The organism is Frigidibacter sp. ROC022 (genome assembly GCF_024723735.1).
Taxonomy (GTDB): Bacteria; Pseudomonadota; Alphaproteobacteria; order Rhodobacterales; family Rhodobacteraceae; genus SLM-1.
In genome coordinates, this window is record NZ_JANQDU010000005.1 from 231,877 (window position 1) to 245,961 (window position 14,085).

Below are 14,085 nucleotides of genomic sequence, written 5' to 3' on the forward strand. Positions count from 1 at the left end.
CCTGTGAGTTCAGACGTGGACCTGCAAAAGCACTTCTTCCAGACGGCCCGGTTCAAGAAGAGACTTGGCTGCGACCGTCTCCGAATTGCGGCCCGCGTCGATGACGTAAGCGGTTTCGGAAATGGCCAGAATCTTTTCGGGGTTCTGTTCGACGACCCAGACGACGCCCATCCCGTCCTCGGCCAGTTCGCGGACCCAGCTGACGATGCGATCGACGAAGATCGGCGCCAGTCCGGCCGTCGGCTCGTCCAGGATCAGGATGTCGAGACCGGCCACCAGCGCAGTGCCGATGGCCAGGGTCTGGCGTTCGCCGCCCGACAGCGTCGAGGCCAACTGGTTCGCCCGTTCCTCCAGGATCGGGAAGCGTTGCAGCACCTCGGCCATGCGCGAGGCCGCCCCCTCGAAGGCCAGCGACGAGGCCAGCAGGTTGTCATAGACCGACAGATCGGGAAAGACATTGGCATCCTGCGGAACATAGCCGACGCCGGCCTTGCAGACCGCAAGCGGCCCGAGTCCCGCCAGGGACTCGCCGCGATACCGGATGTCCCCCGCCATTGCCGGAAGATGCCCCGAGATGGTCTTCATCAAGGTGCTCTTCCCGGCGCCGTTCGGGCCCAGCACGGTGGTGATTTCACTCGGCCGGATGCAGAAATCGACCCCGTGCAGGATCTGCACCTTTCCGTAACCGGATTTCAGACCGCTGACGTCAAGTTGCATGTTCGCTCCCCAGATAGGCCGCGATCACCTTCTCGTCGGACTTGATCGCTTGCGGGCTGCCCTGCGACAGCAACTCGCCGTTCTGCAGCACCACGATGGAATCGGCGATCTGCATCAGGAAATGCAGATTGTGTTCGACCACGACCAGGGTGCAGCCTTCGGCATGAAGATCGACCAGGATCTTGCTGAGCTTGGTCTGCAGCGTGGGATCGACTCCGGCGGTCGGTTCGTCAAGCAGCAGGATTCGGGGATCGCGCACCAGTTGCCGCGCCACTTCCAGCATCCGCAACTCGCCGCCGGACAGGTTACCGACACTGTCGTCCACCCGGTCCGACAGGCCGACCCGGTCCAGCACCTCGCGGGCCTTCTCGCGCAATTCCCGCTCGGCGCTGCGCCAGCGGCCAAGGGCCACCGAGGCGATGGTCTCGCCGCGGTTGTCGCAACCGACGGTCACATTCTCCAGAACCGTCAGAGAGGGGAAGGCGCGCGGGGTCTGGAAGGTCCGGCCCAGCCCGTACGAGGCGATCTTCGCCGCACCGGCGAGAGACAGGTTGTGCCCGTCCAGCGTCACCGAACCGGAATCCGGCTTAAGCACCCCGGAGATCAGGTTGAAGGTTGTCGATTTGCCGGCACCGTTCGGGCCGATGAGCCCCAGAAAGGCACCGCGCGGCACCGAGAAGCTGAGCCCGGCATCGCCGCCGACCGCCTTCAGCCCGCCGAAACGCTTGATGACCCTGTCAATGACCAGAAGATCGCCGCTCATGCCTTCTTGCTCCGTCGTCCCAGGGCTTCGAAGGGCTGCCAGCGCAGCACCAGAATGAAGATCACCCCGGTCAGCATCACCTCGACCGATTTGGCCAGTTGCGCCGTCCGCACCGATTCATAGGGAATGGCCCGGACGATTTCCTGGAAGCCGACCAGCGCCAGCGTGCCCAGGACCACGCCCAGGATGGTTCGCTCGCCGCCCAGGACCAGGGCCATCCAGACGAAGAATGTCACTTCGGCGGTAAAGAGATCCGGGCTGACCAGCGTGGTGATCATGGCATAGAGCGCCCCCGCCAGACCGATCGGCACCGCCGAGATCACGAAGACCTGGAAGCGCAGCCGGGCCACGTCCTTGCCGATCGCCTGCGCCGCGGTCTCGTCATCGCGGACCGCATCGACGGCGCGGCCATAGGGCGAGGCCAGCAGGCGCCGGAACACCAGCGCGGTGCCCAGCATCAGGATGATCGCGGCTCCGGCATAAACATAGCCTTCCGGAATGCCCATCCAGCCGATCTCGGGCCGCTCGATATTCGACAGGCCGACGCTGCCGTTGCCGATCCGGCGTTCGTTGAGCAACACCGAATGCAGCATCTCGGCAAAGGCGAAGGTCGTCAGCGCCAGATATTCCCCGCGCAGCCGCAGGGTCGGCCAGCCGGTGATGATCGCGAAGAGCATCGAGGCCACCGCCGCGGCCAGGAAGCCGACCCACCAGGGGGCGCCGAAACCGAAGAGATACTGGTCCAGCCCCTTCGGCGGCTCCTGCGTGAAGATCGCATAGGCATAGGCTCCGGCGGCGAAATAGGCGACGATGCCGAAGTTGATCATGCCGCCACGGGCATATTGCAGGTTCAGCGACAGCGTCAGCACCGAGAACAGGCAGCCGAAGGTCAGGATGGAGAGGAGAATCTGGCTCATCTTCAGCGCGCCTTCTTTCCGGACAGGCCCTCGGGTCGGACCAACAGGGCGATGATGACCACCGCGAATGCGATCAGCGGCCGGTAGCCGGCGGGTATCCAGTAGACCGAGACATCCATCGCGATTCCGACGATCAGCCCGGCCGCGATGACGCTGTAGAGCGAACCGAGCCCGGCCAGGATCGCCACCGCGAGGATTTGCAGGATCTGGTTGAAGGCGATGTCCGTCGACAGCGTCGCCACCATCGCCAGCATCACCCCCGCCAGCCCTGCCAGCCCCGAAGACAGCAGCCAGGTTGCCCGCGAGGTCTGCTTCACGTCGATCCCGCGCGAGGCCGCCAGCGAGGGGTTGGCCGACATCGCCCGGATCGCCAGGCCGATCTTGGTCTTGGTCAGGAACAGCGCCAGCGACAGCGTGGCAACCGCGGCCAGCCCGACCACGATCATCTGGTAATCGGTGATCCGGACGCCGTGGAACTTGTAGGTCGTGGCGAGCGGGATATCGAGCGTGCGGATGCCCGTGCCGATGATCGCATCCATCGCGCCATGGATCACATAGGCGGCCCCGACCGAGGTGATCAGGAGCACCGCGGGACCGTGCCCGCGGATCGGGTCATAGACGATCCGCCCGATCAGCAGGCCGACCACCGCGGTCACGATGATCCCGACCAGCGCGGCAGGCAGCAGCGGCCACCCTGCCCCGGCGTTCAGGCCCCAGGTGGTGAAGGCCGAGACGCTGAGCAGCTCGGCATGGGCGATGTTGAGAAATCCCTCAACCCGGCGGGTCAGCGAGAAGCCGATCGTCGCGAGGATCAGGAAGCAGCCGGTGACGATTCCGGTCGTGACATATTGCGCGAACAGCGTCATGCCGGACCTCCGCCCGGACCTGTCCATTCGGCCATGCAGGCCATCACCTCAGCCGGAAGCGGCGCTCTGCCTGTCAATCGGTTGGGTGTCTTCGTCACGACTGCCCCCTCTGGCTAGTTCCCTTGCGGGCTGGCTTGTTCCCTTAAGGAGCATGCTTCCTTTTGCGGCGAACGCAATGGTTTTCTTGAAGCAGAGGGATAAATCGTGATCGGCGCGACGGGCAGCGGCGTCAATTCCGGCGCCCGCCAACCGCCGAAGGAAAGCCTATACGCTGCCCATCGGGGCGCGGCTGGAATCGTTGTTCGCGTCCACCAACCTATTGATAAGACGGTAGAACTCTGCCCTCTCATCATCGGTCAGCGGTGACAGAAGCCGTTCCTGCGCCCGGGCCATCATCGGCCGCACCCGGGCGACGAACTCTTTGCCCTGCTCGGTGATCCGGACCAGTTTGGCGCGGCGGTCGAGCACCGACGACTCGCGCTGCACCAGCCCCCTGCGCTCCAGCCTGCGGATCACATCGGCGCCGCTGGTGCGGTCGATTCCGACCGAGGTCGACAGGGTCAGCTGGTCCATTTCCTCGCCGCCCTGCAGCACCGAGAGAATCGCGAACTGCACCGGCGTCACGTCCTCCTTGCCGCATTCCTCTGCGAACAGGCCGATGTGAATCTGATGCAAACGGCGCACCAGATACCCTGGGCGGGTCCACAATTCCCGATAGCGCCGGCTCTTCATCTTGCCGGGGCGCGTCGCCTTCGAAAGCCCGTCGTTGCTATCTGTCATCTTTCGCTCAAACCCTTAACGACCAAGTTCTTCACCCGTTTTGCGGACGCCCCGTTCGGCATGGCAGTATCACGCAACTGCCATGACCAAGGCCAGACGGAATAGCTTCGAAAGTATTGCGAACCGACTGTTATGACGTATACTCCATTTATCGCGTCATCGAAACCCCGCAGGACTTCCTGCCTAATGGGTATCCGACGCGGCGGCAAGAAAGGGACAGCGCTGTGAGTACAGGGATCGGAGCCCGCGTCGCGCGCAAGGAAGACCGGCGCCTTCTGTCCGGCCAGGCCAGGTTCGTCGGCGACATCAAGCTGCCCCGGCAATGGGAGGCAGCCTTCGTCCGCAGCCCGATCGCACATGGCAGGATCCTGAAGATCACCAAGCCCGTGGCCTTTGCAGACCGTGTCTTCACCGTCGAAGACATGGACGATGTCCGCCCGATCCGGGCCGAATCCTCGCTGCCGACGTACAATGTCTCGGACCAGTATGTGCTGGCAAAGGACAAGGTCCGCTTTGTCGGGGAATGCATCGCCATCTGCATCGCCCCGACCCGGGCCGAGGCCGAGGACATCGCCGAGCAGGTGCAGGTCGAGTTCGATCCCCTGCCCCCTCTGGTGGACGCCGCCCGCGCTCGCGAATCCGATGCGCCGCTGGTGCATGAGGACTGGGGCAACAACCTGTTCCTGACCACCGATTTCGACAGCGGTCTCGATGAGGCCCGCGCCAATGCCGCCGTGGTGATCGAGCGCGAATACACCACCGCCCGGCAGTGCATGAACCCGATGGAGGGCAAGGGCACCCTGGCCCATTGGGACGAGAAGGCCGAGCAGCTGGTGGTCCATACCTCGACCCAGGTGCCGCATCTGATCCGCACCGGCCTTTCCGAATGTCTCGGGCTCGACCAGGGCTCGGTCAGGGTGATCGCGCCCGATGTGGGCGGCGGATTCGGCTATAAGTGCGTGTTGCAGCCGGAAGAGGTCTCGGTCTCCTGGGTCGCACGCAAGACCGGGCGCCCGATCCGCTGGACCGAGGATCGCCGCGAACATCTGGTGGCCGGCGCCAACACGCGCCAGCATCACTACAAGATCACCGCCTATGCCGATGACCGGGGCCGGATCCTCGGGCTCGATGCCGAAGTGACCGTCGATATCGGCGCCTATTCGGTCTGGCCCTTCACCGCCTGTCTCGAGGCCGCCCAGGCCGGCGGCAACCTGCCCGGCCCCTATGCCTTCCAGCATTATCGCTGCAAGACCTACTCGGTGGCGACCAACAAGCCCGGCCTGACGCCTTATCGCGGAGTGGCCCGGCCCGGGGTCTGCTTCGCGATGGAACTGACCATGGACGCCATCGCCCGCGCCGTCGGCCGGGAGCCGTCGGAGGTGCGGAAGGACAACCTGGTTCAGGCCGACCAGATGCCCTTCACCAATGTCACCAAGAAATTCTACGACAGCGGCGACTATCCCGAGAGCGTGGTGCAGGCGGCCAGGTCGATCGGGCTGGAGGAGTTTCGCGCCCGTCAGGCGGCGGCGCGCGCGCAGGGCAAGTATCTGGGCATCGGCTTTTCCACCTTCACCGAGCAATCGGCACATGGAACCAAGGTCTTCGCCGCCTGGGGTCTGCCGCTGGTTCCGGGCTATGAGCAGGCCATGGTCAAGATCACCCCCTCGGGCTCGATCGAGGTCCGCTCGGGCAACCACAGTTTCGGCCAGGGACTGGAGACCACCATCGCCCAGGTGGCCAGCGAATGGCTGACGGTCGATATCGACCGCATCAAGGTGACGATGGGCGATACTGGGCTGACGCCCTATTCCACCGGCGCCTATGCCTCGCGCGGGATGGTGATGGCCGGCGGCGCGGTCTCGAAGGCGGCCGAGGAACTGGCCGGGCGGGTCAAGACCCATGCCGCGCATCTGCTGCAATGCAGTCCCGAAGACATCCGGCTGGCCGATGGCAACGCCTACGCCGGCGAAGCGCATGTGAGTTTCGCCGATATTGCCCGCTCGTGGTATCTGCGGCCCGACCTGCTGCCCGACGACGTGAATACCGCCGGGCTGGAAGTGACCGAAGGTTACAAGCCCGAGATCGACACCGGCGTCTTCACCTATGCCACGCATGCCGCCATCGTCGAGGTCGACACGGGCACCGGAAAGGTGGCGATCCAGGACTATGTGATCTTCGAGGACTGCGGCCGCCGGGTGAACCCGCTGATCCTGGAAGGCCAGGCCTATGGCGGTGCGGCGCAGGGCATCGGAACGGCTCTGTTCGAGGAGGTGCTCTACGACGCCAACGGCCAGCCGCTGACCTCGACCCTGGCCGACTATATCCTGCCCGGCCCGGCCGAACTGCCGCATTTCCGGCTGGACCATGCCGAGACCCTGTCACCCTATACCCGGCACGGGATCAAGGGCGTCGGGGAAGGCGCGGCCATTGCGCCCAGCGGCGCGATCGTCAATGCGATCAACGATGCCCTGCGGCCGTTCGAGGTCGAGCTCAACCAGATTCCGGCGACCCCCGAGCGGATTCTCTCGGCCCTGCTTGCGACCGACCCGGCACGGGAGGCGGCCGAATGAAACCTGCACCTTTCGAGCTCTCTCAACCCGGGACTCTGGATGACGCGCGCGGGCTTCTGGCCGCCGGCGACGCCGATTGCCGGATCATTGCCGGCGGACAGTCGCTCGGGCCGATGCTGAACCTGCGCCTGGCGCGGCCGGACCGGCTGGTGGCGCTGTCCGCCCTGCCCGGGCTGACCGAGTGCCGCGAGACCGAATCCCATGTCGAGATCGGCGCCGCCGTCACCCATGCCCGGATCGAGGATGGCGACTGCCCCGAGCCGATCCCTGGAATGCTGCGCCATGTTGCGGCGGGCATCGCCTATCGCGCGGTGCGGAACCGTGGCACCATCGGGGGCAGTCTCTGCCATGCCGATCCTGCGGCGGACTGGGTCACCGCGATGACCGCCCTGGGGGCGACCCTGCTGATCTCGGGCGAGGCCGGAACAAGGCGTGAGGTCCCGATGCGCGACTTCATGCAGGGCGCCTATCGCACCGCGCTGAAGCCGGGCGAGATCCTGACCACGGTGCGGATCCCGCGCTATTCCGCCGGCGCCCGCTGGGGCTATTACAAGATCTGCCGGAAGGTCGGCGAGTTCGCCGACGCCATCTCGGCCTTCGTCGCCGATCCCGAAACACGGGTCTGCCGTGTGGTCTTCGGTTCGACCGGGGGCGCGCCGCTGGAGCGCCCGGCCCTGGCCCGGCAACTGGCCGAGACCGGCGCCGCGGCACCGCTGGACGAAATCAAGAAAGACCTGCTTGCGGCGCAATCCGACCTGTCGCCGGTCAAGCTGCAGCAGATGGCCATCGCTCATCAGCGGTCGGTCCAAGAGGCCCTATCCCATGACTGAGACCCTGTCCCTGACCGTCAATGGCGAAGCCTGCAAGGTCGCGGTCACGCCGCGCACGCAACTGGCCGAGGTGCTGCGCGACCATCTGGACCTGACCGGCACCCATCTGGCCTGCGAGCAGGGCGTCTGCGGCGCCTGCACGGTGCTGATGAACGGTGAGCCGGTGCGCTCCTGCATCACCTATGCGCAAAGCTGCGACGGCGCCCGGATCGAGACCATCGAGGGGCACCGTGACGATCCGGTGATGGACCGGCTGCGGGCGGCCTTCTCGCGCCACCACGCGCTGCAATGCGGCTTCTGCACACCCGGAATGCTGGCCACGGCCCGCGATATCATAACCCGGTTCGCCGATCCGGACGAGGCCACGATCCGGCACGAGCTCAGCGGCAATCTCTGCCGCTGCACCGGCTATGTCGGAATTGTCGAGGCAATCCGCGACGTGATCGCGCAGCGCAATGCCGAAGGGCTGGAAAGCGCCCGACCCGCCCCGGCGCCCGTCCGACCGAGGGGCGCCTTCGCGCCGTTCCAGGCGGTCGAGGAAAGCCGGACTACACCGGCCCCGGCCTCCACCGGCAAGGTCGGCAGCGATGGCAGCTGGACCAGCATCGAGCGCAGCCTGACCATGGCCCATCCGCCGGAAAAGGTCTGGGCGCTGTTTCGCGACATCCGTGCCGTCGCCCCCTGCGTCCCCGGCGCCGTCATCGAGGATGTCAGCGGCTCCGGGTTCAGCGGCGCGATGGAAATCCGTTTCGGCCCGATCCGCGCCCGGTTCGGCGGCAGCGGCAGCTTTGCCAATGACGATGCCGACCGGAGCGGCACCATCACCGGCCAGGGCGACGACAAGAACGGCCGATCGAAGGTGCGCGGCGAATTGCGCTATCGCGTGACGCCCGGCCAGGATGCCGACAGCAGCACCGTCAACGTCGATCTGCGGTTCCAGTTGCAGGGCCTGCTGGCGCAGTTCAACCGGCCCGAGCTGGTGACCGATTTTGCCGATCATATCCTCGGCCAGTTCGATGCCAATTGCGATGCGGTGCTATCGGGAAGCCAGCCCGCCAAGGCCCGGCAGTTGAGCGGCCTCGGCCTGGGCTGGACCGTCCTGCGATCGGCCCTGCGCGGCCTGTTCAGGCGGAAATAGCCGGGCCCGGCAGGACCCGGCACAGTCAATCGACGAAGGCCCGTTCCACGACATATTCCCCCGGACGGCTGTTGGCGCCCTCGCCAAAGCCGCGCGCTTCGAGAATCCGCTTCAGGTCCTGGTTCAGCCCCATCGAGCCGCAGATCATCACCCGATCCTTCTCGGGGCCGAAGTCCCCGACGCCCAGATCCTCTAACAGCTTGCCGCTCTCGATCAGATCCGTGATCCGGCCCATCCGATCCGACGTCTCGCGGGTCGTGGTGGCGTAGCGGGTGAATTTCTCCTGCGCCGCCTCGCCCACCAGCGGGTCCTCGACCAGACGCCGGGCCAGATCGGCGCCATAGTCCAGTTCACTGTTCAGCCGGCAGGTCTGGGTCAGGATGACCCGGTCGAATTTCTCGTAGCTCTCCGGCTCCCGCATCAGGCTGGCAAAAGGCGCCACGCCGGTGCCGGTCGAAAGCATCCAGAGCCTCTTGCCGGGCAGGAGCGCGTCCAGCACCAGGGTGCCGGTCGGCTTGGTCTTGACGATAACCTGATCGCCGGGCTCGATCTTCTGCAACCGCGAGGTGAGCGGCCCGTCGGGGACCTTGATCGAATAGAACTCAAGCTCCTCGTCCCAGAAGGGCGAAGCGATGGAATAGGCGCGCAGGATCGGGCGGCCATTCTCTCCCGGCAGGCCGATCATCACGAATTCGCCCGATCGGAACCGGAAGCTGGCCGGACGCGTCACCCGAAAGGAAAACAGCCGGTCGTCCCAGTGCCGGACGCTGAGCACGGTCTGGGCATCGGGCATGGTCTGGGCGGTCTTGGTCGGTTGCAGATCGTTCATCGTCATCTCCTTGCCGCGGATGGAATTGCGGCCGCTTGGGTTCAGCGCTCGGACCCGGGCGCGATGCGCAGGCCGTCGATCTCGTAGCCGTCTTCGGGTTCCGGTTCGCGCGGGTCGAGATGCACCGGCTCGGCCCCCGCCTCGGCGGGCGGATAGGCCAACCGGGCGCCATCGACCTCGTAGCCATCGCTCGGCGCATCCCCCGGCGCCTCGCCGGGGTCGTAGACAGGTTTCTGCGCCGTCGGAGCCGGGGCCGCCTCTCCGGTGATCAGCAGCCCGGCCTTGTCCGGCTTGCCGTTCCACTCGTCGGCGTCGGCGGGCACGGTTCCGATCTCGGTGATGTTGGGCCAGATCTCGGCGTAACGGGTGTTGATCTGCAGCCAATGTTCCAACCCCGGCTCGGTATCCGGGCGGATCGCATCGGCGGGGCATTCCGGCTCGCAAACGCCGCAATCGATGCATTCGTCGGGATGGATGACGAGGAAGTTCTCACCTTCGTAGAAACAGTCCACCGGGCAGACCGTGACACAGTCCTGGTATTTGCAGTTGATGCAGTTCTCGGTGACGATGTAGGTCATTGGCACCTCGTTAAGGAGTATACTTCTTATGAAGAGACAGTCCTGCCCCCCGGGCCGATCCGCCGGCTAGCCGCGGATCGGGACAGGCACCACGGCGTAACGATGCGTGATGCGACGGTCCAGAACCGGGTCATGCAACTCGATGCCGAACTCGGGGCTGAACCGGACCCCACCGATGGCGCCGCAGGTGCCGCCGAACATCAGCTCGCCCTCGCGCAATTCATCGCCCTCGGCCTTCAGGCACTCCAGCAGTTCCTGCGGCGAGATCAGCCCGGCAACGCCGCCGTCCTGATAGACCACGTCCTTGCCGCCCTCCGAAATCACCGCGCGGAGCAGAAGCTGGTCCCAATGATCCTCGACTTCGGACATCGGCCAGAACTCGGTGGCGATCGGCTTGTCGCAGAGCTGCTTGGCGACGGTGATCCCCATATGCTCGACGACCCGGTCGGTGTGATCCGAGCCGGCCCCGACCCAGAGCTGCCCACCATGGCGCAGAAGAACGTATTCGACCTCGCCGCTCGACCCGTCGCCGATCACCTCGATCGCATCGGCGGTGCTCAGCCGCGACACCCCGACCCGGTAGAAGAGCGGCGTCTTTTCCGGCGGCGTGACGCCGATCTTGGCCAGTTCGTCGATGTGATGCTGCAGGGCGGCCTTGTCGCGGCCGGTCCAGCCGCCGACGATGACCCTTGTCACCGTCACAGGTTCGGATTTGCGACCCTCGCCGGTGGTGAAGGTGGCGTCGAAGCTAACACTCGCAGGCATGGGGTCTTCCTTATCCTATTGGCCGCGGATGGTCTGTTCCAGACCGCGGGCGATCGACAGCAGGCGCCGGTCCTGACCATTTGCTCCCATCAGCATCGCCCCGACGGGCAGGCTCCCGGGCGCCTGGCAGGGGATCGAGATCGCCGGCAGGTCCAGGAAATTGCCGACCGCAGTATTGCGCAGGCAGAGCAGGTTGATCGGACCGGATTTCTCGGTGGTCTCCAGTTCTTCCAGCGTCGGCGCGACGATCTGCACTGTCGGCAGGATCAGCGCATCGAAAGGCGCCTGCCGCTCGGCCACCAGGGCGCGCAGCCGTTGCCGGTGTTCGAGCACCCGGATGTATTCCTCGGCGCTTTGCGACTTGCCGGCCTCGAAGCGGGAATAGACCCAGGGGTCGTAGAATTCGGCCCGGGTTTCGAGCAGCGGCTTGTGCCAGGCATAGGCTTCGGCCCCGACCAGCCCGCCCTTGGCATTGATCGTGGGCAGTTCCCCCAGTTCGCGTATGTCGAGCGGCAGCAACCGCACCCCGCGCTGCGACAGGCGGCTGAGCGTGTTCTGGAACGCTTCGGCCACGGTGGCGTCGAGATGTTCGGTCACATAGCCTTCCAGCACCCCGATCCGCAGCCCGCCTTCGGGGAAGGACTCCACGTCCTCGCCCTGCCCGCCCGACAGGATCGAATCCAGCACCGCGCAGTCCGAAACGCTGGTCGCCAGCGGCCCGATGCTGTCGAGGCTCTTCGACAGCGGAACGCAGCCCGCCTTGGGCACCCGGGTCGAGGTCGGCTTGAAGCCCACGATGCCGCAGAAGGCGGCCGGAATCCGGCACGACCCGCCGGTATCGGTGCCGATCACCGCCGGCACCATGCCTTCGGCCACCGCGACCGCGCCGCCCGAGGTCGAGCCACCCGGCACCCGCGCCACCTCGGGGTCATGCGGGTTGCGCGGGGTGCCGAAATGGCCGTTCACGCCGAGACCGGAATAGGCGAATTCCGTCATGTTGTTCTTGCCGACGATGACAAATCCGGCCTGGCGCAGGCGGCGGACGATCTCGGCATCACGGGTCGCCGGGGGCTGGGTGTCCAGCACCCGCGACCCGGCGCGAGTCACCTCGCCCCTGACGTCGAACAGATCCTTGATCGCCAGCGGCACCCCGGCATGGGGCGGCAGCGACAGCCCGTCGGCGCGGGCCTTGTCGCAGGCGCCGGCCTGGGCCCGAGCCTGATCGCGATAGAGGCTGAGGAAGGCAAGATCTCCCTGCCCTTCCGGCGCCGCGATCCGCTCGAAGGCCTCGTCCACCAGCGCGGTGCTGGTCAGCTTGCCCCGGCCGATCTTGCGCGCCAGGTCGGTGATGTTCTGGATCATGAGTTTCGCCCGCGGGATATGATGGGCCGTGCCCCGCAAGGGGGCACGGTCGAAGGTCCGCTCACTGCGGATCGTAATAGTGCTGTTCCATCAGAAGGCAGCCCTTCTCGGTGCGGAACGGGCCGTGCGGAACATGCGGCGGGCGCACGCAATAGGTGAAGGGTCCGAACTTCTCTCCCCCCGTGGGGCCGTCGTTGCCGACCCACATGTCGCCCTCGATCACGAAGACCTCTTCCCAGTAGTCATGCTCGAAAGGCTCGGTGGTATAGGTGCCGGGCTCGAATTTCAGCAGCCTGGTCCACCCGCCCTTGCGGTTCTCCATGTCGAGATGCCCGGACAGGATCTTCTGCTTGATGCCCGAGGGATAGCCCTTGGGGGTCTCCCAGCCTTCGTCCATGTCGAGCTGGTAGAATTCGCGGTGTTCCTTGTTAACGGCCATGTCTGTCTTCCTTATTCTGCCGGTTCTTTTGCAAATTTCGGGCTGTTCTTGCGGATGGTCTCCATGTTGTTCCGGTTGGTCAGGAACTTGTCCTTCTCATAGGTCCCTTCGGGGATGTCGAAATACCCCGCCGCAAGCTGTTCGGGCGAGGTCTGCTTCATCTCGATCGAATCGAAGGGGCAGACATCCATGCAGAGTTCGCAACCGATGCATTTGTCGGTGTGGACCGCCACGGTACCCTCGGTGGTTTGCGACAGGGCCTCGTAGAAACAGACCTGGATGCAGATGTTGCAGGTCGGGTTCTTGCAGGTGTCGTCGTTGACCACCGCATGCATCCGGTTCTTCGCGAACTGTTCCGAGTAATCCTTGACCGAACGTTTCGAGGCGATGCCGATCATGTCATCGACGCTGTCGTAGCCATGCTCGTCCATGAAGCTCTCGACGCCTTCGATGATCTTCGGCAGCCACTTGATGCCCTTGACCATCAGCACTGAACCGACCTGGACGATCCCGGCGCCGGCCATCAGGAACTCGACCACGTCGCGATGGTCGAAGATGCCGTTCGAACCGGTGATCGGCATGCCCAGTTCTTCATGGATGCGATGCACCCACCGCAGGCTGAGCGGCTTCACCCAGGTGCCGCCGATCCCGGCCGGTCCGCCGATCCGCGGCTGCCCGGTCTCGATGTCGACGACAAAGCCGGTGTATCGGTTCATTGCCGTCACCGCCGCGGCGCCGCCCTCGCGGGCCGCCTTCGCCACTTCCAGCGGCCGCGACTGGTCCGGGGTCAGCTTGACCACCACCGGGATGTCCACCGATTCGCAGACCTGCCGCGTCACCTCGAAGGCGACTTCCGGCTCCTGCCCGATCATCGAGCCGCCATGCACCCCGGGCATCATCGCCGGATGCGGGCAGCCGAAGTTCAGTTCGACCATCGGCAGGCCGCAATCCTCGATCGTCCGGCAGATGTCCTTCCAGCCGTTCACGTCCTTGGCCCCGGCGCTGCCGATCAGATGCGCCCCGCGCTCGGCGGCATATTTCTGGGTCTCGATCAGGTCCGGGATCCAGTCCTTGTAATAGGTGCTGGAATAGCCCGAGCGGCTGTAGAACACGAAGTCCCGCGCCGCCTTGCCGCGGATGACGTCGCCCTTGGCGTTCATCACGCAGTATTTCGAGTTCTGCGTCAGCCGCGCCATGTCGTCGATATCGGTCAGCGTCTTGATGATGGCGCCGGAGGCGCCGTAATCGAAACACTGCCGCATGAGGTCGGGGCTGTTTGTCGTCTCCAACGATGCGATGACCACGGGGTTTTTGAACCTGACCCCGCAGAAGTCCACGCTCATGTCGGCCATGTTGAGTCTCCTGCGCTGATTCGACCAGCACCGCCGGTCCCCTCTTCCGTTGTAAGATGTATACTCCCTTTTATTGCCGTCGGACAAGTGTTTTGACAGATCGGGCTTTGACAGCCAGATTTACGGGGTATACGTCCCATCCAGATACCCCAGCAACGGACAGCGCCATGACCCAATCT

13 protein-coding genes and 1 pseudogene are annotated in these 14,085 nt (G+C 65.3%); 3 read left to right on the forward strand and 11 right to left on the reverse strand.

The annotated features are described in order from the left end of the window. Nucleotides 1-9: 9 nt before the first annotated feature. The 5 genes from NUW50_RS19430 to NUW50_RS19450 all read right to left on the reverse strand — a co-directional run bounded on the left by NUW50_RS19430 (nt 10) and on the right by NUW50_RS19450 (nt 4,043). Nucleotides 10-717 carry an ABC transporter ATP-binding protein gene (locus NUW50_RS19430; RefSeq protein WP_258290832.1) on the reverse strand — a complete coding sequence of 236 codons (708 nt, stop codon included), beginning with the start codon at nt 715-717 and terminating at the stop codon, nt 10-12. After that, a complete protein-coding gene (locus NUW50_RS19435) occupies nt 707-1,480 on the reverse strand; it encodes an ABC transporter ATP-binding protein (protein WP_258290833.1) in 774 nt (257 codons plus the stop codon). The genes NUW50_RS19430 and NUW50_RS19435 overlap by 11 nt, the downstream gene beginning before the upstream one ends. Beyond that, on the reverse strand, nt 1,477-2,397 hold the full coding sequence (locus NUW50_RS19440) for a branched-chain amino acid ABC transporter permease (RefSeq protein WP_258290834.1): 921 nt from the start codon (nt 2,395-2,397) through the stop codon (nt 1,477-1,479). Before NUW50_RS19440 ends, NUW50_RS19435 begins: the two co-directional genes overlap by 4 nt. 2 nt (nt 2,398-2,399) lie before the next feature. Continuing rightward, nucleotides 2,400-3,263 (reverse strand): branched-chain amino acid ABC transporter permease, encoded by an 864-nt coding sequence (locus tag NUW50_RS19445; RefSeq protein WP_258290835.1) that lies wholly within the window; start codon nt 3,261-3,263, stop codon nt 2,400-2,402. Between the two features lie 264 nt (nt 3,264-3,527). Beyond that, the gene (locus tag NUW50_RS19450; RefSeq protein WP_258290836.1) at nt 3,528-4,043 is read right to left on the reverse strand and encodes a MarR family winged helix-turn-helix transcriptional regulator; all 516 of its coding nucleotides are present in this window, start codon (nt 4,041-4,043) and stop codon (nt 3,528-3,530) included. 224 nt (nt 4,044-4,267) lie between these two features. Here NUW50_RS19450 and NUW50_RS19455 point away from each other — a divergent pair, with 224 nt between their 5' ends. From NUW50_RS19455 to NUW50_RS19465, 3 genes are read left to right on the forward strand one after another with little or no spacing between them, the layout of a single operon-like run. After that, nucleotides 4,268-6,613: a xanthine dehydrogenase family protein molybdopterin-binding subunit gene (locus NUW50_RS19455; RefSeq protein ID WP_258290837.1), complete on the forward strand. Its 2,346-nt coding sequence runs from the start codon at nt 4,268-4,270 to the stop codon at nt 6,611-6,613. Next, on the forward strand, nt 6,610-7,443 hold the full coding sequence (locus NUW50_RS19460; protein ID WP_258290838.1) for an FAD binding domain-containing protein: 834 nt from the start codon (nt 6,610-6,612) through the stop codon (nt 7,441-7,443). Before NUW50_RS19455 ends, NUW50_RS19460 begins: the two co-directional genes overlap by 4 nt. Continuing rightward, nucleotides 7,436-8,581 carry a xanthine dehydrogenase family Fe-S subunit gene (locus tag NUW50_RS19465; RefSeq protein ID WP_258290839.1) on the forward strand — a complete coding sequence of 382 codons (1,146 nt, stop codon included), beginning with the start codon at nt 7,436-7,438 and terminating at the stop codon, nt 8,579-8,581. The genes NUW50_RS19460 and NUW50_RS19465 overlap by 8 nt, the downstream gene beginning before the upstream one ends. Nucleotides 8,582-8,606: 25 nt before the next feature. Here the strand turns inward: NUW50_RS19465 and NUW50_RS19470 are convergent, their stop codons facing one another. The 6 genes and pseudogenes from NUW50_RS19470 to NUW50_RS19495 form a co-directional block, all read right to left on the reverse strand. Then, nucleotides 8,607-9,410: a ferredoxin--NADP reductase gene (locus NUW50_RS19470; RefSeq protein ID WP_275982242.1), complete on the reverse strand. Its 804-nt coding sequence runs from the start codon at nt 9,408-9,410 to the stop codon at nt 8,607-8,609. Nucleotides 9,411-9,691: 281 nt separating this feature from the next. Next, nucleotides 9,692-9,988 (reverse strand): annotated as a pseudogene (fdxA, locus tag NUW50_RS19475) (ferredoxin FdxA); the annotation flags it as partial. A 66-nt stretch (nt 9,989-10,054) separates the two neighbouring features. Then, entirely contained in the window at nt 10,055-10,753 is a 699-nt protein-coding gene (locus NUW50_RS19480) for a DUF2848 domain-containing protein (RefSeq protein ID WP_258290840.1), read from the reverse strand. A gap of 15 nt (nt 10,754-10,768) precedes the next feature. Then, complete coding sequence (locus NUW50_RS19485) at nt 10,769-12,115, reverse strand: amidase (RefSeq protein ID WP_258290841.1); 1,347 nt, start codon at nt 12,113-12,115, stop codon at nt 10,769-10,771. Nucleotides 12,116-12,176: 61 nt separating this feature from the next. Beyond that, on the reverse strand, nt 12,177-12,554 hold the full coding sequence (locus NUW50_RS19490) for a cupin domain-containing protein (RefSeq protein ID WP_258290842.1): 378 nt from the start codon (nt 12,552-12,554) through the stop codon (nt 12,177-12,179). 11 nt (nt 12,555-12,565) lie between these two features. Then, nucleotides 12,566-13,906, reverse strand: coding sequence for a 4Fe-4S dicluster-binding protein (locus tag NUW50_RS19495; protein ID WP_258290843.1), 1,341 nt, complete (start codon nt 13,904-13,906; stop codon nt 12,566-12,568). Between the last annotated feature and the right edge of the window lie 179 nt (nt 13,907-14,085).

Excerpts from the sequence above, each read along its gene's own strand:
- NUW50_RS19470 (WP_275982242.1), bottom strand. The coding sequence starts at position 9,410 with ATGAACGATCTGCAACCGACCAAGACCGCCCAGACCATGCCCGATGCC.
- NUW50_RS19465 (WP_258290839.1), top strand. The coding sequence starts at position 7,436 with ATGACTGAGACCCTGTCCCTGACCGTCAATGGCGAAGCCTGCAAGGTC.
- NUW50_RS19495 (WP_258290843.1), bottom strand. The coding sequence starts at position 13,906 with ATGGCCGACATGAGCGTGGACTTCTGCGGGGTCAGGTTCAAAAACCCC.
- NUW50_RS19460 (WP_258290838.1), top strand. The coding sequence starts at position 6,610 with ATGAAACCTGCACCTTTCGAGCTCTCTCAACCCGGGACTCTGGATGAC.
- NUW50_RS19435 (WP_258290833.1), bottom strand. The coding sequence starts at position 1,480 with ATGAGCGGCGATCTTCTGGTCATTGACAGGGTCATCAAGCGTTTCGGC.
- NUW50_RS19440 (WP_258290834.1), bottom strand. The coding sequence starts at position 2,397 with ATGAGCCAGATTCTCCTCTCCATCCTGACCTTCGGCTGCCTGTTCTCG.
- NUW50_RS19485 (WP_258290841.1), bottom strand. The coding sequence starts at position 12,115 with ATGATCCAGAACATCACCGACCTGGCGCGCAAGATCGGCCGGGGCAAG.
- NUW50_RS19490 (WP_258290842.1), bottom strand. The coding sequence starts at position 12,554 with ATGGCCGTTAACAAGGAACACCGCGAATTCTACCAGCTCGACATGGAC.
- NUW50_RS19430 (WP_258290832.1), bottom strand. The coding sequence starts at position 717 with ATGCAACTTGACGTCAGCGGTCTGAAATCCGGTTACGGAAAGGTGCAG.
- NUW50_RS19445 (WP_258290835.1), bottom strand. The coding sequence starts at position 3,263 with ATGACGCTGTTCGCGCAATATGTCACGACCGGAATCGTCACCGGCTGC.
- NUW50_RS19480 (WP_258290840.1), bottom strand. The coding sequence starts at position 10,753 with ATGCCTGCGAGTGTTAGCTTCGACGCCACCTTCACCACCGGCGAGGGT.
- NUW50_RS19450 (WP_258290836.1), bottom strand. The coding sequence starts at position 4,043 with ATGACAGATAGCAACGACGGGCTTTCGAAGGCGACGCGCCCCGGCAAG.